The sequence below is a fragment of the Candidatus Thiodiazotropha sp. CDECU1 genome (assembly GCF_963455295.1).
In the GTDB taxonomy this organism is placed as follows: Bacteria; Pseudomonadota; Gammaproteobacteria; order Chromatiales; family Chromatiaceae; genus Thiodiazotropha.
In genome coordinates, this window is sequence record NZ_OY734020.1 from 2,140,022 (window position 1) to 2,163,163 (window position 23,142).

Sequence of the window (23,142 nt, forward strand, 5' to 3'; positions counted from 1 at the left end):
TCATTGTTCCAAAGCTGAAATAACTAAGTATGAAAACAATAAAATCCCTTGATGACCTGGCGATAAATGGAGCAAATCCCGCTTTTTCCGAACCTTTGCACGTTGGTCATCCTTTTGTGGGAGATCGGAAAGTCTTTCTTGGGTATGTCGACGAGATCCTGGATAATAACTGGTTAACCAATAATGGGCCAATGGTTATGGCTCTCGAGAAGCAGGTAGCAGAACACCATGATGTCAAACATTGCGTTGCAATGTGCAGCGGTACAGTTGCATTGGAAATCGCAATCCGCGCATTAAAGCTTGAAGGTGAAGTGATTGTTCCATCGTTCACCTTCATTGCCACGGCCCATGCACTGCATTGGCAGGCCATTAAACCCGTTTTTGCAGATATCAGTCCGGACACCCACAATCTTGATCCTGATTCAGTCAGGCGGATGATCAGTGACCGAACGACAGGTATCATTGGTGTGCATCTCTGGGGACGCACTGCTCCGATCGAGGAGCTTCAGGCGATTGCTGACGAACACAACCTGAAACTATTATTTGATTCTGCTCACGCGTTTGGTTGTACACACAATGGCATAAAGGTGGGAAACTTCGGTGCTTGCGAAGTATTAAGCTTTCACGCCACGAAATTTTTTCAAACCTTGGAAGGCGGCGCTGTTCTGACCAATGACGATAGCTTAGCCGACACCCTGAGGCTGATGAGAAATTTTGGATTTTCCGGTTTTGACAATGTCATTCATCCCGGAACTAACGGCAAGATGAATGAGATGTCAGCGGCGATGGGATTAACAAATCTTCAATATCTTGAAACCCGGATAGAGCATAACCAGAACGTCTATCATCATTATCTACATGCATTATCCAATATTCCATGCATCAAATTACTTGAATATGACGATAAAGAAACCAATAATTATCAATATATTGTTATTGAAATAAGTGAAGATTGTAAAGTATCGCGTGATAGATTGGTCGAGGTGTTGCGAGCAGAAAATATATTGGCCAGACGATACTTCTGGCCATGTTGTCATCGCATGAGACCTTACAAGAGCATGCTGCCGGCACAATCCTGTTCTCTTGAGCAAAGCGAAATTATCTCTGATAGGGTAGTGGTATTACCATCCGGAGTAGCTGTTGATAAAGAGATGATTGATACCATAGTTACAGCAATAGCAGTCTTAATTAAAGATAGCCAATAACTGCTAGGTTATTAGTGTTAACAGGCCCTAACGAAAGCAATCAATCTTTTTCAGAATCCTGTTTATTACACACTTGTTTCCATCCAGATAACAGCGCTGATTCAATCCTTCGTGTGACTCCCTGATAATCCATAATAGACGAATTAGTAATCTCATCACGCAAAGACTGTCTGATCGTTACAAGCCTATCAGTATCCATAGCTAGAGTGATGGCGATTTCTATATACTCCTGGAAATCCTTTGCTACCCATTCCTGTCTGTTTAATACCGAAAGAATTCTTGTAGAGATGTTGCTTACCGTTGACTTGCCTGCACGTGATACGAGAGGGAGACCCATGAGTAATAAGTTATAGGTAGTGGTTTCTCCATGAAAAGGATAAGGATCCAATGCGATATCGACTTTATTGTGAGATTCCAAATACCCCTCTAGGCTAAGCCTTGGTTGCAGCTCAATTCTTGATTTGTCAATATCGAATTTTATGAAGTGATCAAAAATATACTCTTTCATCAAGGAGTTATTGAAATCTTCTACAACCATTCTGATCCTTGATTCAGGTACCTGATGGAGTATTTTTGCCCATGTTTCTATCAGGTTCTGATCAACCTTCTGTAATCCATTAAATGATCCGAAGGTAATATATCCATTCTTTATACATGGTGGTTCAGAGAGGGGCGGAAGCTCTACAAGTGGATCATAGAATGTCAGCTTTTCCACTGGAAGTATTATCTCAGTAGCATTGTCTGCGAACTTACATATTTCCAAAAGACTTTTGTCTTTTAACGAGAAATCCATACATTCAAGTCCGGTGGAAATTGGAGCGCCCATCCAGGATACTTGCATTGGCGCGGGTCTTTTGCAGAAGGTAGTAAGCCTGTTGCCTGAAGTATGGTTTGATAGGTCAATCAAAATATCAATTTTATCGAAGTGGATTTGATTGGCTAACTGTTCATCATCATATAGTTGGCATTCACACCATGAGTCAGATCTCTTTTTGACCTTTTCGGTAATATCATCATAGAGAATATTGTTGTAATAGACGTGCAAAGAGAATAGATCTTTATTGAAAAGATTATATATAGGCGTGAAATAATAACTTATGGCATGCTTTCGAATATCGGCTGATATAAAACCAAGCTTCAATTTTCTATCAGGATTGCAATCTATAGTATGTGTAAATCGTGGCTCTACGAGATCATTGATTTTCGACGCATGCTCGATTGTTTCCCGGTATATTTCTGATTGATCGTCTAGAGTGTATAAAAGCTGCAAAATGCAATTTTGGCGCGCTATGATGCTGGTTGGTAATATTTCAATGGCCTTCCTGTTACACGTTAAAGCATCTTTTTGACGCCCTTGGTGTGACAGTGCATGACCTAAATTAATATATACATCTGCAGTTTCGTATTCATTGGACAGGCAATAATCCAAGGCCTGAATTGCATCTTCATATCGTTCCTGTTTTATATAAAGTCTGCTAAGCCCTACATATGCAAGAAATGCATTTGGATTCATCTTGATCAGACTGGTGTAGTATTGTTCAGCCTTCTGGTAGTTTTGATACGAGTTCGTATAAAAACTCCCAAGCAAGATGTACATTTGCTCATCGGTACATCCTGACATCTCTGCCAGCTTGTAGGACTTTTCAGCATCAGCGAGAAGGCCTTTCTTTTCCAGGGCTACGCCACACATGACGTACCAGCAAGGTTTGGCCTGACCGCTTGCTACCGCTTCTCTCAGCTTGACCAGGGCTTCATTCAACCTCCCCTGAAGCAGGAGTGTCTCGCCTAAAAGATAGAGAGTCTGCGGATTGCCTGGATCTTTTTTTAGAACCCGTGAGAGGAGTTTGTTTGCATCATCAAGCTTGCCTTGTCTTAGTTTCTTCTGTGCTTTGATCAGGGTGTTTGACATATCTTGGCTAAATGTCTCATCGGGGTGGGGTAATCAACGCTTTTGTTCTAACGAAATATTCGACAATGAACTTAAGATATCACATTAATAATATATTTAATAACAACAAGATACAATAATATTTTAAAAAATCATTTAACACTCGGGAGCTGCATGAGCAAGTATCAATGATATTACATAGCTTACATGAACAGGAGCTGGAAGGTTTTGGGGCCTATGTCTGATTAACCCGGCGGCCTGATAGACTGCTTTCAGGGCTTTAAGCATGCCATTGATCAAGGTGTGGCTCACCGGGTTAATCGTTTTTCATCAGTTAAATATCATTCCTTGTTCGTACCCTCTATCATTTCACCTTTCTCGTTTACAGTTTGTTCTACCTCGAATGCGGCTTGTTCGGTGGGTGTTGCGCTTCCAGTACCGGTCTCGGCGGTCGGGTCGGTAGGCGCTTGTTGTTCAGTAACTGTTGACCAGTTCTGATCCTTCATTGTGTCGCTGGAAGTGGTTTGATTTACTGATTCCGTGTCACTCGTCTTGCCACAAGCTGTCAGGGTTAGGGCAGTACAAATGACGATGGCAATGGTCATTTTATTCATTGATTCAATCCTCTTTTCCGTGAAATTGAGTTTAACGCCATGGTTTTTCCTTGGCCTTTGTTTGTATACATCCTTTGTGTATTTCAGGCTGTGAACTAACCGTCGTTATTGGCCAATGTATGTTGTCGTTCCCAATGCCCCCCTGATACTAAATCCCCTCAGGATGCAGACTGAGCTGTTAACAATATGTCAATTTCCCGGCCACTGTTGATAGCCTTCATCTATGAAGTGTTTTTTGTAAAATTGCAAATATCTATTAGATGTGTTTAGTGGCTGATTATAATAAAATAGGATGGCGGGGAGGATGGAAGTTATGATTCCGGGTTCAGTGGAAGTGCCCGCGGTTCAGGCTACGGTCGAGGTTGGAACCGATATCAAGATTACTGCTTGTAATAGAGATTAACCGTTATTAGGGGCTGTTTAAAATGAAAAGAATCATAATCTGTGCCGATGGCACATGGAACATCCGGGATCAGGTCGATAAAAAAACAGGACGCCGCCACCCAACCAATGTGACCAAAATTGCCCGTGCCATAAAACCAAAGTCCAGTGATGGTACTTCTCAGATAGTCTATTACCACGAAGGAGTGGGGACTAGTGGTCCGCTTGACAAATTCACCGGCGGGGCTTTTGGCAAAGGTATGGAAGAGAATATTCGTAACATGTACAGGTTTATCGTTTATAACTATGAGCCTGGCGATGAAATCTATCTGTTTGGTTTCAGTCGCGGTGCATTTACGGTAAGAAGCCTTGCCGGTTTTATGAATCTAATCGGACTGATCGAAAAAGATGACGACTACTATGTGCCGGAAATGTATCTCTGTTATGAAAAGAGCAAGGGGCCCGGTTCATCGGAGTGGGAGAGTGCCTTTCACAATTGCAAAGGTACCCGTCCATGTCCGCCGATTAAGCTAATCGGCGTCTGGGACACAGTGGGTGCACTCGGCGCCCCTGGAGTCATTGGTCAGGTTTTCAACAAAAAGAAATATCAATATCACGATATCGATTTGAATCCAAATATCGAAAATGCCATGCATGCCATTGCAATCGATGAACGTCGCAAGCCTTTCAAACCTTCATTTTGGCATCGACCAATGTCATGGCAGGGTGAGTTACAACAGGCCTGGTTTGCCGGTGTGCACAGCAATGTTGGCGGTAGTTACTCTCCCGATGGCCTGGCCAACGAGGCGCTGCATTGGATGGTGGAAAAAGCCGAAGGATTAGGACTCGAATGTGACAAAGACTATCTGGACCACTTCTGGCCCTGCTTCAACTCTGTACTAAATGACTCAATGACCATTGCCTATCGGGTTATGGGGCCATATGAGCGGCAGATTGGAAAACATACCAATGATGGTGAAGCGGTTCATCAATCGGTGTTGGATCGTATGCAGCTGGCGAAGTGCAACTACAATCCACCAAATATCAAGGGCTTCCATGACCATCAGGAAGATATACCGGTGGTGAATACCAAGCGCATCGATCGGGGTGAACCCTGTCCTGATTTATAATTGAATCAGATGAACGGGTGGAACTTTCACTGGCCATTCAAGTACAAAATAATCAGTTGAACTAAGAATGGATCTCAGCAATACTCAAGACTATGCGCCGGTTCCCTGAAAAACTGCTAGCTGTTCTGCTCTCTGTCGTGCTGGGTCTGATCCCGCTCCAGGGTGCGATGGCCGGTTTCACCTCATCTCTCGAGCAAAAGAGCGAGGTGCATCAACATCAGATGGGGAATCACCATGATGGCGGTCAGGTTATGACTACTGAGCATGGCGCCATGATGGATTGCGAGAATTGCAATGCCGATACCGGTTGCAGTGGCGGTAGCTGTTCATCCGGCCATTGCGTCTCTTGTCTGCTGGGGCTGTTGCCGGATTTCTCGTTTTCAACACTCCAAACCACTTTCACCGCCGTTATGCAAACGCATAGCGACCTGGTCAATCAAAGCATCTCATCACTCTTTCGCCCCCCCAGGGCCTGATCTCTCCTGCAATCGATCGCTACTGACTTAGTGATCGCTTAACGATATTCCCGATTTGAAATATCTGTTGGTTACTGCCAGTGATGCCGTTTCGGTGGACTGGCTTGCAGAGGAAGAGACAATCCATGAGTGATTTTCATGATCCCATAAAAAGAGATGGTATCTGCCTGACACGGCGTCGATTTGTCACCGGACTGGCAATGGGCGGCGCCTACGCCGGACTCGGTTTCGGCGGCCGTTTGTTGGCGGCTGACATGAAGCAGCAGGGTCCACAAACCCTGCGTGGTACCGATTTCAGTTTGACTCTCGGCGAACAGGCGGTGAATTTCACTGGCGCGACCAGGATGGCCACCACGGTAAACAACTCGCTGCCGGCCCCCATATTGCGCTGGCGTGAGGGCGACAATGTGACACTCCGAGTCACCAACCTGTTGCCTGAAACCAGTTCCATCCATTGGCACGGCATTATCCTGCCGAGCGCAATGGATGGCGTGCCTGGTATCTCTGATGGCTTCTCCGGGATCAAGCCCGGTGAGACATTCACCTATCAATTCCAGGTGGTGCAGAGCGGGACCTATTGGTATCACAGTCACTCGGGATTCCAGGAACAGACAGGGCTGTATGGCCCCATCGTCATCGATCCCAGGGAACCCGACCCTGTCGCTTATGACCGCGACTATGTGGTCATGCTCTCCGACTGGACCGACGAGGATCCGAATGACGTCTATGCCAAGCTGAAGAAGCTCAGCCACTACTACAACATCAGCGAGCGTACCCATGGCGACCTGATGAAGGATCTGAAAGAGAAGGGGCTGGCCGCCACCTGGAACGAACGCAAGATGTGGAACCATATGCGCATGAGCCAGCGCGACCTCTCGGATGTGACCGGCTACACCTACACCTTTTTGGCCAATGGCCAAACCCCATCCGACGGTTGGACAGGGCTCTTCAAGCGAGGCGAGAAGATCAGGCTGCGCTTTATCAACGGTTCCGCCATGACCTTTTTCGATGTCCGCATTCCCGGGCTCAAGATGACAGTTGTGGCGGCGGATGGGCAGAATGTGGAGCCGGTCTCGGTGGACGAGTTTCGCCTGGGAGTGGCGGAGACCTATGACGTCATCGTCGAGCCCAAGGATGACAGGGCCTACACCATTTTTGCCCAGGATATCGCTCGTTCGGGGTATGCACGGGGGACATTGACACCCGATCCGAGCTTGACTGCAGCAATACCGGAGCCGGACCCTGTGCCCAGTCTGAGTCACGGCGATATGGGCATGAATATGATGGATCACGCGGGGCACGACATGTCCGCCATGGATCACAGTCAGCATCAGATGCCTGATGGGCAAGCGATGCCGGGAATGGATCACAGCCAGCATCAGATGTCCGCGGATCAAACGATGCCGGGCATGGATCATAGCCAGCATCAGATGCCGGACCACCAAATCAAACCCAACCCGTCAGATTTTACTGCCGGTCCCGTGCAACACGCCAAGACCGAATACGGACCACATGTGGACATGCGGGCCGATGCGCCCCAATACCGCCTGGACGATCCCGGTGTCGGTCTGCGCAACAACGGCCGTCGTGTTTTGACCTATGCGGACCTGAAGAATCTGCGCACCACCCATGACCACCGGGAACCGGACCGGGAGATCGAACTCCATCTCACCGGCAACATGGGGCGCTACATGTGGTCGATCAACGGGGTCAAACGCAGCGATGCCGAACCCCTGCGATGGAAAATGGGCGAGCGCCTGCGCATCACCTTCGTCAACGACACGATGATGAACCACCCGATGCATCTGCATGGAATGTGGAGCGACCTGGAGACCGGTGACAACAACTATATCCCGCGCAAACACACCGTCATCGTACAACCCGGATCCCGCATCAGCTACCGGGTCAGTGTGGATGCGGAAGGGGGCTGGGCCTACCACTGTCATCTGCTTTACCACATGCTGGGTATGTTCCGTACTGTCATCGTCAGTTGAGGGGTATGAAAATGGGTATTAAACAAATAACTGCGTTGATGGCGATCGGATTTAGCACCACGCTCTACGCCGGCGGCGCGGACGATCCGCTGCTGTATAAGGTGATGATCGACAAACTGGAGATCAGGTACACGGATGGTCCAGACCCGTTGGTCCTGGATGCCGATGCCTGGATCGGCAGAGACCTCAACAAGTTCTGGTTCAAGACCGAAGTGGAGCGAGTGGATGGGGAGACAGAAGAGGCGGAGGTACAGTTCCTCTACAGTCGTGCTGTCGCCCCCTTTTGGGACTTCCAGATCGGCTGGCGCCGTGACATCAAACCGGAGCCGGAGCGGGATTTCCTGGCACTCGCTCTCAAAGGTTTGGCGCCCTATCTTTTTGAAGTGGATGCCAGCCTCTTCTTTGGTGAATCGGGCCAGGTGAGCGCCCGGCTCGATGCGGAGTATGAATACATGTTCTCCCAAAGGGTATTCCTCTCACCCGAAATCGAGATGAACCTCTACAGTAAGGATGATGAGGAGGTCGGCATCGGTTCCGGCCTCTCCGACATCTCGCTGGGGCTGCGGCTTCACTACGCGGTGTGGAAGGAGTTCGCACCCTACATCGGAATCAACTGGACAAAGCAGTTCGGTCAAACCGCCGATTTCACCAAGGAGGAGGGTGAAGATACCAGTGACACGCAAGTGGTTGCCGGGATCAGGGCCTGGTTTTGACATATCCAACAACTTTCCCAGGTATCAGCGCATGAAGAGACGACTATTGATTCTAATACTACTGCCCGGCTTGCTTGGATTGGTCGCTTGCAGCAATCAACAGGATGCAGCGGCCAATATAGACCGACCAGGCCCGGCGGCGACAAAACCCCTGCCAACAGAGCGCTGGTACAGCCAGACACAGGTTGCCAGGGGCAACAAACTCTACCAGGTGCACTGCGCTGAATGTCATAAACCCGATGCATCAGGCACACAGGAGTGGAAGCGGCTGGATGCCAACGGAAAGTTGCCTCCGCCACCCCTCAACGGTACCGCCCACACCTGGCATCACCCCCTGTCCGTACTGCGCCGAACGGTCAGGCTGGGAGGCATACCGCTGGGCGGAAGCATGCCGGGATTCGGCGACAAACTGAATGCGACACAGATCGACGACATTCTGGCCTGGGTACAAACCCATTGGACTGATGAGGTCTATCGCATCTGGTATGAGCGCAATACCCAGGCCAACAGGCCACTGCAGCCGATCAAAAAGGGCTGAAGTAATCAGACAAACCTACGGAGTCGAGAATGACTAAGAAACAGACCAAGAAATCGAACAAATCACTCACCCTGGCGACTTTTCTGCTGGTGATCTCAACCCTGGTTATCGGCACCCTGTTGCTCAATCAAAAGACGGTCGAGGCAGCCGACGTGGTGGTCTACAAGAGCCCTACCTGTGGCTGTTGTTCTAAATGGGTGGATCATATGCGGGACAACGGGTTTTCCGTGGAGGTCCACGACCGGCGCAATATGAATCCCATCAAGGCCGAAATGGGGATTCCCCGCCATCTGCAATCCTGTCATACCGCCATGGTCGGCGGCTATGTCATAGAGGGGCATGTGCCGGCGAGTGAGATTGTGCGCATGTTGCGGCAAAAACCTTCCATAAAGGGCCTTGCCGTGCCCGGAATGCCCATGGGATCACCTGGCATGGAAGGCCCAAGGAGCGATCCCTATGACGTCCTCTCAATTCAGCATGACGGTAAAACCCGTGTATTTGCCAGTAAGAATCAATAGGAGTCGATGGTGATGATCAGGCGAGCGATTTTAGTCGGTGTCCTGGCGCTCCTGCTGATAACCGCTGTCGCAGAGGCGCACTCTCCACCACAACATGCCAAGGTCTATTTCATCGATCTGCAGCAGGGTGACGTGGTGAAGAGCCCGTTCAAGGTGAAGTTCGGCATTCAGGGCTTCGGCATCACCCCTGCCGGGACTAAAGGCAAGCGGCGACACACCGCCGGTCATCACCATCTACTCGTGGATGTGGAACAGTTACCCGACCTGGATGCCCCCATACCCAGCGACGAAAACCATATCCATTTCGATCAGGGCGAGACGGAGACCGTGTTGGAACTCCCACCCGGCAGGCATACCCTGCAGTTGTTGCTGGGTGATGAGGAACATGAACCACAGGATCCAGCGCTGTTTTCTGAGAAGATCACAATCACGGTTGAATGATACAAACCTCAGCGAGGTGAAGCATGGTGCCTATAACACGATCCATGAAACTCATAGGTCCCTGGGAAGTCAGGCGCAGGATCAAACTGCCGGCACTGGTTCATGCCGCCGACGCGATGGCCGTGGAACGCGTCGTCGGTGATTTGAATGGGGTGCTGAAGGTAGCAACGAATCTGGATAAACATCAGGTCATAGTATGTTACGATGCCAGCCAAGCGGCTTATCAGACAATCATCGAAGCTATGGTAAGCATCGGCTTTCCGCCTTTGGATAATTGGTGGTGTCGTGTCAAGAGTAACTGGTATCAATATTCCGATGCCAATACTAAAGAGAATGCCAAAACACCTCCAGCAGCCTGTTGTAATAAGCCACCTAAATAGTGAGATGTGACGAGCATCTGTGGATAAACATGTCACGATATCGATGAAATTTTCAGAAGGAGAACCGAGTTGAGTACTCAGTGCGAAGTCACGGGCAGGCGTGCCGCCGGTGCTTCCATGGGATTCTTCGAACGTTATCTGACCCTCTGGGTGGCGCTGTGCATCGTTGCGGGAATCGCGCTAGGGCATCTGATGCCGGGCGTGTTTCAGACAGTGGGGCGACTCGAGATCGCCCAGGTCAACCTGCCGGTGGCGGTGCTGATCTGGTTGATGATCATCCCCATGCTGCTCAAGGTCGATTTCGGCGCGCTGCACCAGGTCGCCGCCCACTGGCGGGGTATCGGTGTCACCCTGTTCATCAACTGGGCGGTCAAGCCCTTTTCAATGGCATTGCTGGGCTGGCTGTTTATTCGTGGTGTCTTCGCACCCTATCTGCCAAGCGAACAGCTCGATGCCTATATCGCCGGCCTGATCCTGTTGGCTGCGGCCCCGTGCACGGCGATGGTCTTCGTCTGGAGCCGGCTCTCCAACGGTGACGCCAACTTCACCCTGACCCAGGTAGCCCTCAACGACACCATCATGGTCTTCGCCTTTGCGCCCATTGTCGGCCTGCTGCTGGGGCTCTCCGCCATCAGTGTGCCCTGGGAGACCCTGTTTCTTTCGGTGGTGCTCTATATCGTGCTGCCGGTGATCTTTGCCCAGGTATGGCGGCGCTATCTGCTCATCCATGGCGGCAAACAGGCGCTGGAGGCGATGCTGGCCCGGCTCCATCCCGTCTCCCTGTCGGCATTGCTGGCCACCCTGGTGCTCCTGTTCGGTTTTCAAGGTGAGCAGATTCTGGATCAACCCCTGGTGATCGGGATGCTCGCAATACCGATCCTGATCCAGGTCTATTTCAACTCAGGCTTGGCCTATCTGCTTAACCGCCAGTTCGGGGTGGCCCATTGCGTGGCTGCTCCTTCGGCTCTGATCGGTGCGAGCAATTTCTTCGAACTGGCGGTGGCCGCGGCGATCGCGCTGTTCGGTTTCGATTCAGGGGCGGCGCTCGCCACCGTGGTCGGGGTGCTGGTCGAGGTACCGGTGATGCTCTCCGTGGTGAAGATCGTCAACAACACTCGAGGGTGGTATGAACGTGAATCCTGATTCGACCATTAGTTGTCCTGAATGTGGTTTCTCCAGGAAGGAGACCATGCCGACGGATAGATGCATCTGGTGTTGGGAGTGCCTCAGTTTGGTGCGCAAACTGCACTCAACATGTGCGCTAAGATCATCCCCAATTCCAGGTCCTCTTCCATAAGCTGCAGAAAAATAACAATTTATATTTTTTGGCATAAGCATTGCTCTAGCATTGATAACTGATTAGAGAGCTGTGGTAATGGCGCTGCAGCTTCCATTTTTAACAAACAAGCTAACTCAGCGTTAGCATGGGTAACGAAGCCCTAAGCGTCTCAGACCAATTTGGTTTGAGCGCTTAGGGCTTTTTTTATGGTTTGAGGAATTGAGCAGATGCAGAAAGAAAAACTCGTGCTGATCGGTAACGGTATGGCCGGGGTGCGTACCCTGGAAGAGCTTCTCAAGTTGGCGCCGGAGCGATATGAAATCACGGTGTTCGGTGCCGAGCCGCACCCCAATTACAACCGCATCATGCTCTCACCGGTATTGGCTGGAGAGAAGAGCATATCTGACATCATACTCAATGAGCGCGATTGGTATGCAGAGCACGGCATCGCCTTGAAAACCGGTGATGCGGTTACAAGAATCGATCGGATTGCCCGCAAGGTGGTCACCAACAGTGGTGAAGAGATGGCCTATGATCGCCTGTTGATTGCCACCGGCTCCAATCCATTCATCATTCCCGTGCCCGGGCACGACAAGTCCGGGGTCATCGGTTTTCGCGATATTGCCGATGTGGAGCGGATGCTCGAAGCGGCCGGGCGTTACAAAAAGGCGGTGGTCATCGGTGGTGGTCTACTCGGCCTGGAGGCGGCCAACGGCCTACAGAAAAACGGCATGGAGGTGACCGTTGTACACCTGATGGATAGCCTGATGGAACGCCAGTTGGACAAGCCGGCTGCCGATCTGCTCAAGGCCTCACTGGAAACACGTGGGCTTAAGTTTCTGATGCAGGCCCAGACCGCAGAGATCACCGGCGATGAACGGGTGCGGGGAGTGAAGTTCGCAGACGGGAGTGAGATAGAGGCCGACCTGGTGGTGATGGCGGTGGGTATACGTCCCAACATGGCCTTGGCTCAGGATGCCGGTATCCACTGCGACCGGGGCATAGTGGTCAGCGATACCATGCAGACATACGACCCGCGCATCTATGCCGTGGGTGAGTGTGTGCAGCACCGCAATGTCTGCTACGGCCTGGTCGCACCACTCTTCGATCAAGCCAAAGTCGCCGCCAATCACCTGGCCAATCTCGGCATTGCACGCTATGAGGGCTCGATCACCTCGACCAAACTGAAGGTGACCGGGATCGATCTCTTCTCCGCCGGTGAGTTCAACGAAGGGGAGGGCGACGAGACCCTGGTACTCCAGGACCCGGGCGCGGGTGTCTATAAAAAGCTGGTATTGCGTGACAATCGGGTCAAGGGCGCCGTCATGTATGGCGATACCCTGGACGGCAGCTGGTACTTTCAGCTATTGCGCGAAGGCACCGACATCAGCGCCTTTCGCAACACCATTCTCTTTGGTCAGCACGACCTGGGTGATGCGGGACACGGTGACCAGACGCGCATCGCCTCTCTCGGCCCCGAGGCGGAGATCTGCGGCTGCAATGGTGTCTGCAAGGGTGAAATCGTAGATTCCATCGTCAAGCAGGGATTGTTCACCCTGGAAGACGTGCGCGCCCATACCAAGGCCTCGAGTTCGTGCGGTTCCTGCACCGGCCTGGTCGAATCGATTCTGGCCAGCACCGTAGGTGAGGGTTACAGCGCCACCCCCAGCAAAAAGCCCATGTGTGGATGCACTGAATTCAGTCATGACGAAGTGATCGCCGGCATCAGGGAGTATCAACTCAAGGATATGGATGCAGTGCGTGACTTCTTTGAATGGAAACAACCGGACGGTTGCGCCAGTTGCCGACCTGCCCTCAACTACTATCTGCTGTCGAGCTGGCCGGGTGAGTACCAGGACGACGCCCAGTCGCGGTTCATCAACGAACGTGCCCACGGCAATATCCAGAAGGATGGCACCTACTCGGTGGTGCCACGCATGTTCGGCGGTCTCTGCACCCCAGCGGATCTGCGTGCCATTGCCGACGCCTGCGACAAGTACAAGGTGCCGGAGATGAAGGTTACCGGCGGTCAGCGTATCGACATGTTCGGCATACACAAGGAAGACCTGCCGGCGATGTGGAAAGATCTCTCCGATGCGGGTCTGGTCTCGGGACATGCCTACGGCAAGGCACTGCGTACGGTAAAGACCTGTGCCGGTAAGAACTGGTGTCGCTTCGGCACCCAGGACTCCACCGGCCTGGGCGTCAAACTCGAGCAGATGACCTGGGGTTCGTGGATGCCCCACAAATTCAAACTGGCGGTATCGGGCTGTCCGCGTAACTGCGCCGAGGCCACCATCAAGGACTTCGGCATAGTCTGCGTTGACTCGGGATACGAACTGCACGTGGGCGGCAATGGCGGCATCAAGGTGCGTGTTACCGATCTGCTATGCAAGGTTGAAACCGAAGCAGATGTCCTGGAGTACTGCGCCGCCTTTATTCAGAAATACCGCGAAGAGGGTCGTTATCTGGAACGCACCGCCCCCTGGGTCGAGCGGGTTGGTCTGCAATACATCAAGGATGCCATATTCGACGAGCAGCAGCGTAAGGCCCTGGCCGAACGCTTCCGTTATTCCCAGACATTCTCACAGATCGACCCGTGGAAGGAACGCGCCGAAGGTAACGACTCCCACGAGTTCCGCAAAATCGAAATCTGTGCGGCCTGATCGTATTTGTAAATCACCACGAGGTTTAAGCATGAGTAACTGGATCGATATCGCATCACTGAACGAGATCCCTCGGTTGGGTGCGCGGGTAGTGAAGACAGACACAGTCGATATCGCGGTGTTCCGTACCGCCAGCGATGAAGTCTTTGCCCTGAAGGACGAGTGTCCACATCGCAAGGGGCCGCTCTCCCAAGGCATTGTCCATGACAACTCCGTCACCTGTCCGTTGCACAACTGGAAGATCGACTTGGCCAGTGGCGAGGCCAAAGCACCGGACGAAGGCTGCTCGCGCAGTTACCCCATCAAGGTGGTGGATGGTCGGATCTTTCTGGGCCTGATCGATCAGGAGGTGGCGGCCTAGTGGACAAAGACCCTAATTCATCTTCAGTTTTTATTCTTTAAGAGGAAGTAACCATGTCATATTTAGAACCCAACGAGTTTGTCTCGAAGATGGTCGATCAGGGTGAATCGAAGGTTTACATGTCCACCAAGGACACCCTGATTCGAGCCTTCATGGCCGGCGCAATACTGGCTCTTGCCGCCATGTTCGCCATCACTGTCGCTGTCAAGACGGGATCGCCACTGGTGGGAGCGATACTATTCCCGGTCGGCTTTATCATGCTCTACCTGATGAAGTTCGATCTCCTTACCGGTGTCTTTACCCTGGTGCCGTTGGCGCTCATTGACCGACGGCCCGGTGTCACCTTCGGCCAGGTTATGCGTAACTGGGGGCTGGTCTTTATCGGTAATTTCGCCGGCGCCTTGTCGGTGGCCTTCATGATGTCGTTCATCCTCACCTATGGTTACAACATCGATGGCGGCGCGTTGGCGGAGAAGGTGAGTACGATCGGCGAATCCCGTACCCTCGGTTACCAGGCACATGGACTGGATGGTTGGATCACCATCTTCATCCGTGGCATGTTGTGCAACTGGATGGTCTCCATGGGTGTGGTCGGCGCCATGATCTCAACCTCCGCCAGCGGTAAGATGGCCGCCATGTGGATGCCGATCATGCTCTTCTTCTTCATGGGCTTCGAGCACTCCATCGTCAACATGTTCCTGTTTCCCTTTTCCATGATCATGGGTGGTGACTTCACCTTCATGGAATATATAGTCTGGAACGAACTGCCCACCGCATTGGGCAACCTGGTCGGCGGTTTCGCCCTGGTTGGACTGCCCCTCTATTTCACCCATGTACGCACCAGCCCGGAACGTATGCTGAAAGGACGTCCGGCAGCGGAGGTGAAAGCACGCGCCTCCACTCAGTCCACCATGAAAGCACCCGCTTGATCTCTCCAGTGGGGTAATATCTCAGCCCCATCAGGGGCTGAGTTTTTTACATGACAACACACCTATGCATCGCTATCGGTCAATGCTCTGACAAGGGGCAGAAACCGATCAACCAGGACTTCCATGGGGCGATGATGCCAAAGGAGCCACTGTTGAGCTCCAAGGGTATCGCCATTGCCCTGGCTGACGGTATCAGCAGCAGCGATGTCAGTCAGATTGCCAGTGAGACCTCGGTCAACGGTTTTCTTGAGGACTACTATTCAACCTCGGAATCATGGTCGGTGCAGCGTTCGGTGCAGCGTGTACTGCAGGCGACAAACTCCTGGTTATATGCACAGACGCGTAACAGTCCCTATCGTTACGATCTGAATCGTGGCTATGTCTGTACCTTTTCCGCCTTGGTGCTTAAATCAGCTACTGCACATATCTTTCACGCCGGGGATGCCCGGATCTACAACCTCATCGACAACCGACTCGAACAGTTGACTGAGGATCATCGGCTGTGGGTGTCTCGGGATAAGAGTTATCTCAGCCGCGCTTTGGGAATGCGTGACTGGCTCGATCTCGATTACCACACACTTGCCATCGATGCCGGTGACATATTCATACTCGCAACGGATGGTGTGTATGAGTTTGTCGAGGAACGTATCTTCACCGAGACGATTAATCGGCATCATGACGATCTCGATCAAGCAGCCAGGTCGATTGTGGATCATGCACTGCAGCAGGGCAGTGATGACAACCTGACACTACAGATCGTACGCATCGATCAATTGCCACAACATGATATCGATGAGCTGCACCGGCAGGCATCCCAGTTGCCCTTCCCGCCGGAACTGCGACAGCGGATGCAGTTCGATGGTTATGAAATCGTGCGCGAGCTGCATCACAGCAGTCGCAGTCATGTCTATCTCGCGGTGGATATGGAGACCCAACAACAGGTCAGCCTCAAGATCCCCTCAATTGATCTGCGGGACGATGCAGAATATCTGGAACGTTTCCTGATGGAGGAGTGGGTGGCCCGGCGGGTGGACAATATTCACCTGCTCAAACCCTGCGAACAGCGACGTAAACGCAACTACCTCTACATCGCTACCGAATATATAGATGGCCAAACCCTGGCCCAATGGATGATCGACAACCCAAACCCCGATCTCGAAGCGGTACGCAATATCGTGGAGCAGATCGCTATGGGATTGTACGCACTGCATCGTCAGGAGATGCTGCACCAGGATCTCAGACCGAACAACATCATGATAGACAAGACCGGTACGGTAAAGCTCATCGACTTCGGTTCCGTCAGGGTGGCTGGTGTGGATGAGATTACCGGTATCGAACAACAACAGATCCTCGGTACCGCACAATACACAGCCCCTGAGTACTTTCTCGGAGAAGCGGGCACTACTCGTTCGGATCTTTTCTCCCTTGGGGTTATTGCCTATCAGATGTTGTCAGGGCGCTTACCCTATGGTGTGCAAGTGGCAAGGGCCACCAGCAGGGCGGCGCAACGCAAGCTTGTCTATCGATCTGTACTCGACGATGAACGCACGATTCCCGTCTGGATAGACGCGACCATTCGTAAAGCGGTTCATGCCAATCCTTATAAACGCCATGACGAAATATCGGAGTTCATATACGATCTTCGTCATCCCAACCGGAGCATGCTGAACAAAACGCGCGCACCGTTGCTTGAGCGCAATCCCTTATTCTTCTGGAAAGGGCTTTCATTGCTATTGTTTGTTTTTGTTGTGTTTTTGTCGATAACCCATGCAGCTTTCGATTAACTGCACAGGTCAGAAACCCGACTTAGCCCGGGATAGCTAATTTTAGCCGAGTTCCTTATACTGGTTGCCCGGGTTCTCTGTGATCTATTATATTTATCCTATTGTTCGAGTGGGATATCGGTAAAAAAAGCAAACATAAAGCTGGTAATGTAACGAAAAAGAGAGGTGGACTTTCACCATGACCATGAAACATGACGGCGCAGTTCGCACTAACAATAGTAAACTCTTAGCCTGGGTCGATGAAGTCGCTCAGCTATGCAATCCGGACCGGATTTATTGGTGCGATGGTTCACAGGAAGAGTACGACCGCTTGTGTGACGAGATGGTCAGAAGCGGCACCTTTATTCGCCTCAATGAGGAGAAGCGGCCCAACAGTTATCTGGCCCGTTCCCATCCGAGCGATGTGGCCCGTGTTGAAGAGCGTACCTATATCTGCTCGGAGAAGGAAGAAGACGCCGGGCCGACCAACAACTGGATGGATCCCAAGCAGATGAAATCGATCCTCAATGGATTGTACAAAGACTGCATGCAGGGAAGGACGATGTATGTCATTCCATTCAGCATGGGACCCCTTGGCTCTCACATCGCACATATCGGTGTGGAAATCTCGGACTCCGCTTATGTGGTGGTGAATCAGCGCATCATGACCCGTATGGGTCAGAAAGTACTCGATGTACTGGGTGAGGATGGCGAATTCGTCCCCTGCGTGCACTCAGTTGGCGCACCTTTACAGCCGGGTGAGGAAGATGTCCCCTGGCCCTGCGCCGGCAACATCGAGGACAAATACATTACCCACTTTCCCGAGACCCGGGAGATCTGGTCCTTTGGCAGTGGTTATGGTGGTAATGCCCTGCTGGGTAAGAAGTGCCTTGCCCTGCGTATCGCCTCGGTAATGGGGCGGGATGAGGGTTGGCTGGCCGAACACATGTTGATCATGGGCGTTGAAACCCCCAAGAAGGAGAAGTTCTATGTGGCGGCGGCCTTTCCCAGCGCCTGCGGAAAAACCAACTTTGCAATGCTCAAATCACCGGAGGGTTTTGACGACTGGAAGGTCACAACTATTGGTGATGATATTGCCTGGATAAAACCCAATCCCGAGGACGGTAAGTTCTATGCCATCAATCCTGAGTATGGATTGTTTGGTGTTGCCCCAGGCACCAATGAATCATCCAACGCGAATGCGATTGCCGCCTTACGTGAGAACTGCATCTTCACCAATTGCGCCCTGACGGATGATGGGGATATATGGTGGGAAGGACTGACCGAGGATCCGCCCGAGCATATGATCGACTGGCGCGGCGATGATTGGGTTATCGGTTGTGGTCGTCCGGCGGCACACCCCAATGCCCGCTTTACCGCCCCCGCTGCCGCCTGTCCTTCCATCGATCCGGAGTGGGAGAATCCCGCCGGTGTGCCGATCAGCGCGTTTCTGTTTGGCGGTCGTGTCAGCCACAACTTTCCGTTGGTGTTTCAGAGCTACAACTGGGAGCATGGGGTCTACATGGCCGCGACCATGGGCTCGGAGGCGACCGCAGCCGCCATCGGTCAGGCCGCCATGCGGCGCGATCCCATGGCGATGCTGCCGTTCTGCGGTTACAACATGGCGGAATACCTCAAACACTGGCTGCGTATCGGACGTAAAAACGTTGCCACACCACCCGCCATCTTCCGGGTCAACTGGTTTCGCAAGGATGAGCACGGTCGCTTCATCTGGCCGGGCTTCAGCGAGAATATGCGGGTACTGAAGTGGGTGGTTGACCGTTGCACCGGTTGTGCGCACGCCGTGGAGAGCCCCTTAGGCTGGGTGCCATCCCATGATGCCCTTAATTGGGAGGGACTGGATTTCGATAAAGCCGACTTTTTCGAAATCATGAATATCGACCGGGAAGTGGCCCGCCACGAAACCATCGACCAGGAAGAGTTGTTCACCCGGTTTGGCGACCACCTCCCACGGGAGATGGAGCTCGAGCGGGAGCTTCAACTGGCGCGCCTATACCACTCCCCAAAATATTGGGATTTATCCGCGACCAGTGATTGATCTATGACAGAGGCAAGATGGATTCTGCAACATCCACCAAACGGATGTTCTTATCCATCGATGCCGCTCTCATCTTTTTATAGGCCGCGTCTTCAGACAGATCATAACGCGCCATTAGAATGCCTTTGGCGCGCTCGATAATCTTGCGTTCATTCAAGGCCCGCTTGGACTTTTCCAGTTCCACCTCGACATTGGCCAGGCGCTGAGACTGGGCCTGTAACAGCTCGATGATGGAGTGGGACCCATCCTGATCCTTACCCGTGGCCGGTCTGAAACTCAGGGACTGTTCCACAGGCAATTCCGGATCGAAGAAACGGTCGATGACGCCCGCTCTGGCTGGAGGGCTTTCCCGCAGTGCGCGCAATAACCCTTTGGAATCGAGCAGCTCTGCTTCAGCCTCGGCAATCAGCCTGGTACATCTTGCTTCCAGTCTATCCACCATGTGGCACTGAACTGACCAGATGGCGGTTATGCGTTCGCTGCAACACTCGAACCATGTGTCGCTGAGATTGGGATCGAGTAGGGTATCTGTTTCTGCTGTGGTTAATATGTTGCGCAGCCGCTGTAGTTCATCGGCAAAGGGCATCGCTTCCATTGCTTGCCACTTTGTCTCTATCGACTCGTCGACAAATTCCAAAAATATGCGGAAATTACGCTGTTGCGCATCGATCAGGTGGGATATCCGTTGCTGGAGTGGATTGTCGCAATGACCGGAGCCGAAGGCGAGGGCGCCCATAGCGCGTTCCTGCCCCGCCAACTCCTTGCCCTCGATGAGATTGAAGAGGGCAACCAGTAAGCGGGTGATATCCGGATCGATCGCAGCATCGGCCAGCTCAAAGATCAATGAGATCATTCCCGCAATGAGACGGCTGAAAGCGGCTACCGAATCGCTGCCCGAGAGTTGTTGTTCAGTGACTCGCTTGCGCAGCTCGGGCAGGGCGTCGAGACCGAGCAGCACCCACGCCATCAGCGAGATGATCTTGGCATTGGAGTGGGTGGAATAATCCAGTTCAAGCTCGATCTTATCCCGCAGAGAGTTCTCAACCGCTTCGGACTCGCGAATGAGTTCCAGGCGGGTCGATTCAAAACGCCTTCCCGAGGAGGCGAGATAGATACTGGATGCACCGCGTTCGCTCTGCAGCACGTGGATCATATGGCCGATCACCCCAACCATATTGGACCGCGTCTTCAAACGCTTCAATGCCTGGATCTCCAGCTGCTTGGCGACAAACACAGTGTAGGGGACAGATAACGACATCAGCTTCATTACTCAGATCAATAAGCATTAATTAGAAGCAAACAATGAGCCAATTTAACGATAAATCAACAATGATATATTAGATTAAAATATAATAGTAAGTTACTGAAATACAACATGTATATTAAATCATACATTTATGGCTGTTAGTCAGGTATGAAGTAGCTGTGATTTGCTCTGCTCAATGATGGAGCACTTGCTAACAGCATGGAATAAGGTATGCACTGAATTGGACGGTCTGCGGTCATTCGCGAACCAATTGTGCTGTAAATCATCTACCTGGAATGCCATCTGCCCGGCAATGGGTATACCATCGCGAATGCGTTGTTCGAGTTCTTCAGCTGATAACATAGTGATGGCCATACCACTACTCAAACGGGTGAATGCGTCAATCGATAACCATGATTGGCCCTTCGCTTGTTGATGCCGGCCAGGATCTGCTGCCCCTTACCTTGACTGGCCACCAGTTCGGTTCGCACCTGGCCCTGCTGGCTGTCCAGGCTTCCCCAGCAGCGGGTGATTGTCCAAGCCCCGAACAGATCCGGCTGCAGGTGTACTCGATAGTAACGACGCTTCTCTTGATGGATCCAGACTCGATTCATGTAGCTCTCCTGCAATTCATATTCAAGCTCTTTTAAGCGGCCTCATGTTCCACATAGGCAGCACCGCATTCACCACACAAAATTTTCAGGTTTGATTTACCCCAGACATTGGTTTGACAGTGGGCGCAGGTGTAGCGCGACTTCACCTTCTTGCGTGCCGCCAATTGCAGTTGCTCACTGGGCACCAGATCGCTGAAGAGTTCACTGATAGGGCAGTGGAGTAGGGCGGCCAGGGTTTCGTCATCAATCCTCTCTTCCATAGCTGAGTTGTCCAGATCTTCTTCCCAGGCATGATCCTGTTCCCTCGGCTGGCAGGATGGGGTGAGGGCAGTGAAACGGTCAACCCAGGGGAGGCCCTTGGATTTGAGAATGAATGCCCTGGCGGCACGCTCAAATGCGCCCCCTTTTTTTGGAAAGTCGCTTACCTTTTGCCCGGTTCTCTTGCCACCTGGCAGACCGGTACTGCTTGGCATCAGACCGATCTGATCCATCTTGTCGGCCCACTCCTTGTTGTGATAACCGCTGCGGCTGGGTTTGCCGAAGCAGTGTTGCCAGTTATGCACCATCTCATGCACGATGGTCTGCAACACCTCCATCATATTGTGCCGGGCGAAGTAGGCAGGATTGACCGCAATCTCGTGCACGATACGTCCCTCAGCATCGGTCCAGCGGTTAGCCGAGAAGTAACCCATGACATTCTTCTCGCGCTGCACGGTCAGAAGACAGGTGGGTAGACGCCCGTTAAACAACGTCTTGTTGAAGTGGTCGTAAGCCGCTTCCAGGTAGTGATAGAAACTGTGTGTGGGTGATTTCATATTTAAATAATGTATCGTACGATACAATTATAGATAACGAAACAAACCAATACAATATCAAAGTGTTAAAAAGTCTCAGTGATAGGTAACAGAACCGTTACTGCAATACCTTTTCTGCGTGCCGATCATGTTCAGCGTTGGGGATCAGACGGATCTAAATGGTCGGTTGACTATTCTCTTTCATAGCTGCGGAATTGCTATGGGGGTGTTGTGTTACCGCTTAACAAATGTCTCGTGATGAGTTGACTGATGCGACATGGACTGCTGCGATGTCACGATGGCGAAACGTAGACTATCTAGTAATGCCTGAGGAGGTAGTCCATGCGGTAGTATCCGAACGAGGTTGCCTTCGGCGTCGATAATGTAGAGGTTGGCGCTATGGTCCATGGTGTAATACTTATTTGTTCCCTTATCGACAAAGTCATACCTGACCTGATAAAGCTTGGCAATCTCATGCAGTTGTTCTGGCGTACCAGTCAATCCCAGTAGGTTTGTATGGAAATACTGGGTGTATTCAGCCAGGTGCTCAAGTGTGTCACGCTCAGGATCAAGCGAAACAAATAGCGCGTCAACTAGATCTACATCATCGCCGAGACTGTTGAGAGCGCTACTTATTGTACTTAAAGCTGTTGGGCAGATATCGGGGCAGAAAGTGTAACCAAAAGCAATCACAACCACCTTGCCGCGAGAATCCTGCAAGGAATATTCGGAGCCATCGTGTGCCACCAAAGTGAAATCACCACCCACCTCCTTAGCACTACAGACGCCAACAGCAGATATCACGATGAGCATAAGACAGTTTCTAACAATCAACAGCATCAGACTCTCCAGCAGTGGTTCACATCAACAAACAGCACAAATGATGCCAATCCCTTAACAGCCGTTACAGAGGGTAGGGGATACCGCTTAGTGTTACGCCGCTAATACGCCACTGGTATTGGTTGTAACCTGGGTGTTACACCACAAACATTGCACGTAATTCAGAGTGTTGCATTTTGCTGGGGTATGAGTGCATCTTGATAGTTGGCACCTTCATTGCAGATGTATTTCTAACTGTCCCTCAATGGCAGTGAATAATGTGGTCGGTGTAAAACATTGTTTTTAGCCATGGTTTATTTTCACACGAACCACC

At 51.6% G+C, this 23,142-nt stretch carries 21 protein-coding genes; 15 read left to right on the forward strand and 6 right to left on the reverse strand.

Annotation, left to right across the window (positions count from 1 at the left end; genetic code table 11):
- Positions 1 to 29 precede the first annotated feature (29 nt).
- Complete coding sequence (locus R2K28_RS09710; RefSeq protein ID WP_316369536.1) at positions 30 to 1,205, forward strand: aminotransferase class I/II-fold pyridoxal phosphate-dependent enzyme; 1,176 nt, start codon at positions 30 to 32, stop codon at positions 1,203 to 1,205.
- Between the two features lie 40 nt (positions 1,206 to 1,245).
- Here the strand turns inward: R2K28_RS09710 and R2K28_RS09715 are convergent, their stop codons facing one another.
- Positions 1,246 to 3,114 carry an O-linked N-acetylglucosamine transferase family protein gene (locus tag R2K28_RS09715; protein WP_316369537.1) on the reverse strand — a complete coding sequence of 623 codons (1,869 nt, stop codon included), beginning with the start codon at positions 3,112 to 3,114 and terminating at the stop codon, positions 1,246 to 1,248.
- A 320-nt stretch (positions 3,115 to 3,434) separates the two neighbouring features.
- Entirely contained in the window at positions 3,435 to 3,707 is a 273-nt protein-coding gene (locus R2K28_RS09720) for a hypothetical protein (RefSeq protein WP_316369538.1), read from the reverse strand.
- A 425-nt stretch (positions 3,708 to 4,132) separates the two neighbouring features.
- On the opposite strand from R2K28_RS09720, the gene R2K28_RS09725 reads away from it, so the two are divergent.
- The 14 genes from R2K28_RS09725 to R2K28_RS09790 all read left to right on the forward strand — a co-directional run bounded on the left by R2K28_RS09725 (position 4,133) and on the right by R2K28_RS09790 (position 19,335).
- Positions 4,133 to 5,218, forward strand: a complete 1,086-nt coding sequence (locus R2K28_RS09725; RefSeq protein WP_316369539.1) for a DUF2235 domain-containing protein — start codon at positions 4,133 to 4,135, stop codon at positions 5,216 to 5,218.
- A 92-nt stretch (positions 5,219 to 5,310) separates the two neighbouring features.
- Entirely contained in the window at positions 5,311 to 5,694 is a 384-nt protein-coding gene (locus R2K28_RS09730) for a hypothetical protein (RefSeq protein WP_316369540.1), read from the forward strand.
- A 125-nt stretch (positions 5,695 to 5,819) separates the two neighbouring features.
- Positions 5,820 to 7,688 (forward strand): copper resistance system multicopper oxidase, encoded by a 1,869-nt coding sequence (locus tag R2K28_RS09735; RefSeq protein ID WP_316369542.1) that lies wholly within the window; start codon positions 5,820 to 5,822, stop codon positions 7,686 to 7,688.
- Between the two features lie 11 nt (positions 7,689 to 7,699).
- Positions 7,700 to 8,401 (forward strand): copper resistance protein B, encoded by a 702-nt coding sequence (locus R2K28_RS09740; RefSeq protein ID WP_316369544.1) that lies wholly within the window; start codon positions 7,700 to 7,702, stop codon positions 8,399 to 8,401.
- Between the two features lie 31 nt (positions 8,402 to 8,432).
- The gene (locus R2K28_RS09745; RefSeq protein ID WP_116445192.1) at positions 8,433 to 8,939 is read left to right on the forward strand and encodes a c-type cytochrome; all 507 of its coding nucleotides are present in this window, start codon (positions 8,433 to 8,435) and stop codon (positions 8,937 to 8,939) included.
- Between the two features lie 29 nt (positions 8,940 to 8,968).
- On the forward strand, positions 8,969 to 9,457 hold the full coding sequence (locus R2K28_RS09750) for a DUF411 domain-containing protein (protein ID WP_316369546.1): 489 nt from the start codon (positions 8,969 to 8,971) through the stop codon (positions 9,455 to 9,457).
- A 12-nt stretch (positions 9,458 to 9,469) separates the two neighbouring features.
- Positions 9,470 to 9,898, forward strand: coding sequence for a DUF4399 domain-containing protein (locus R2K28_RS09755; protein ID WP_316369548.1), 429 nt, complete (start codon positions 9,470 to 9,472; stop codon positions 9,896 to 9,898).
- A gap of 44 nt (positions 9,899 to 9,942) precedes the next feature.
- Positions 9,943 to 10,278 carry a heavy-metal-associated domain-containing protein gene (locus R2K28_RS09760; protein WP_316369550.1) on the forward strand — a complete coding sequence of 112 codons (336 nt, stop codon included), beginning with the start codon at positions 9,943 to 9,945 and terminating at the stop codon, positions 10,276 to 10,278.
- Positions 10,279 to 10,347: 69 nt separating this feature from the next.
- Positions 10,348 to 11,421, forward strand: a complete 1,074-nt coding sequence (gene arsB, locus R2K28_RS09765; RefSeq protein ID WP_316369552.1) for an ACR3 family arsenite efflux transporter — start codon at positions 10,348 to 10,350, stop codon at positions 11,419 to 11,421.
- A 363-nt stretch (positions 11,422 to 11,784) separates the two neighbouring features.
- Positions 11,785 to 14,223: a nitrite reductase large subunit NirB gene (gene nirB / locus R2K28_RS09770; RefSeq protein ID WP_316369554.1), complete on the forward strand. Its 2,439-nt coding sequence runs from the start codon at positions 11,785 to 11,787 to the stop codon at positions 14,221 to 14,223.
- A gap of 31 nt (positions 14,224 to 14,254) precedes the next feature.
- Entirely contained in the window at positions 14,255 to 14,584 is a 330-nt protein-coding gene (gene nirD / locus R2K28_RS09775) for a nitrite reductase small subunit NirD (protein WP_316369556.1), read from the forward strand.
- A 53-nt stretch (positions 14,585 to 14,637) separates the two neighbouring features.
- Positions 14,638 to 15,513: a formate/nitrite transporter family protein gene (locus tag R2K28_RS09780; RefSeq protein ID WP_316369558.1), complete on the forward strand. Its 876-nt coding sequence runs from the start codon at positions 14,638 to 14,640 to the stop codon at positions 15,511 to 15,513.
- Positions 15,514 to 15,563: 50 nt separating this feature from the next.
- On the forward strand, positions 15,564 to 17,297 hold the full coding sequence (locus R2K28_RS09785; RefSeq protein ID WP_316369560.1) for a bifunctional protein-serine/threonine kinase/phosphatase: 1,734 nt from the start codon (positions 15,564 to 15,566) through the stop codon (positions 17,295 to 17,297).
- Positions 17,298 to 17,475: 178 nt separating this feature from the next.
- Positions 17,476 to 19,335, forward strand: a complete 1,860-nt coding sequence (locus R2K28_RS09790; RefSeq protein WP_316369562.1) for a phosphoenolpyruvate carboxykinase (GTP) — start codon at positions 17,476 to 17,478, stop codon at positions 19,333 to 19,335.
- Position 19,336: 1 nt separating this feature from the next.
- Here R2K28_RS09790 and R2K28_RS09795 read toward each other — a convergent pair whose 3' ends face one another.
- From R2K28_RS09795 to R2K28_RS09810, 4 genes are all read right to left on the reverse strand, one after another.
- Positions 19,337 to 20,593 carry a nitrate- and nitrite sensing domain-containing protein gene (locus tag R2K28_RS09795; protein ID WP_316369563.1) on the reverse strand — a complete coding sequence of 419 codons (1,257 nt, stop codon included), beginning with the start codon at positions 20,591 to 20,593 and terminating at the stop codon, positions 19,337 to 19,339.
- 371 nt (positions 20,594 to 20,964) lie between these two features.
- Positions 20,965 to 21,195: a WGR domain-containing protein gene (locus tag R2K28_RS09800; protein ID WP_316369565.1), complete on the reverse strand. Its 231-nt coding sequence runs from the start codon at positions 21,193 to 21,195 to the stop codon at positions 20,965 to 20,967.
- 32 nt (positions 21,196 to 21,227) lie between these two features.
- Positions 21,228 to 22,010 (reverse strand): SprT-like domain-containing protein, encoded by a 783-nt coding sequence (locus R2K28_RS09805; RefSeq protein WP_316369567.1) that lies wholly within the window; start codon positions 22,008 to 22,010, stop codon positions 21,228 to 21,230.
- Positions 22,011 to 22,223: 213 nt separating this feature from the next.
- The gene (locus R2K28_RS09810; protein ID WP_316369569.1) at positions 22,224 to 22,829 is read right to left on the reverse strand and encodes an SCO family protein; all 606 of its coding nucleotides are present in this window, start codon (positions 22,827 to 22,829) and stop codon (positions 22,224 to 22,226) included.
- Positions 22,830 to 23,142 lie beyond the last annotated feature (313 nt).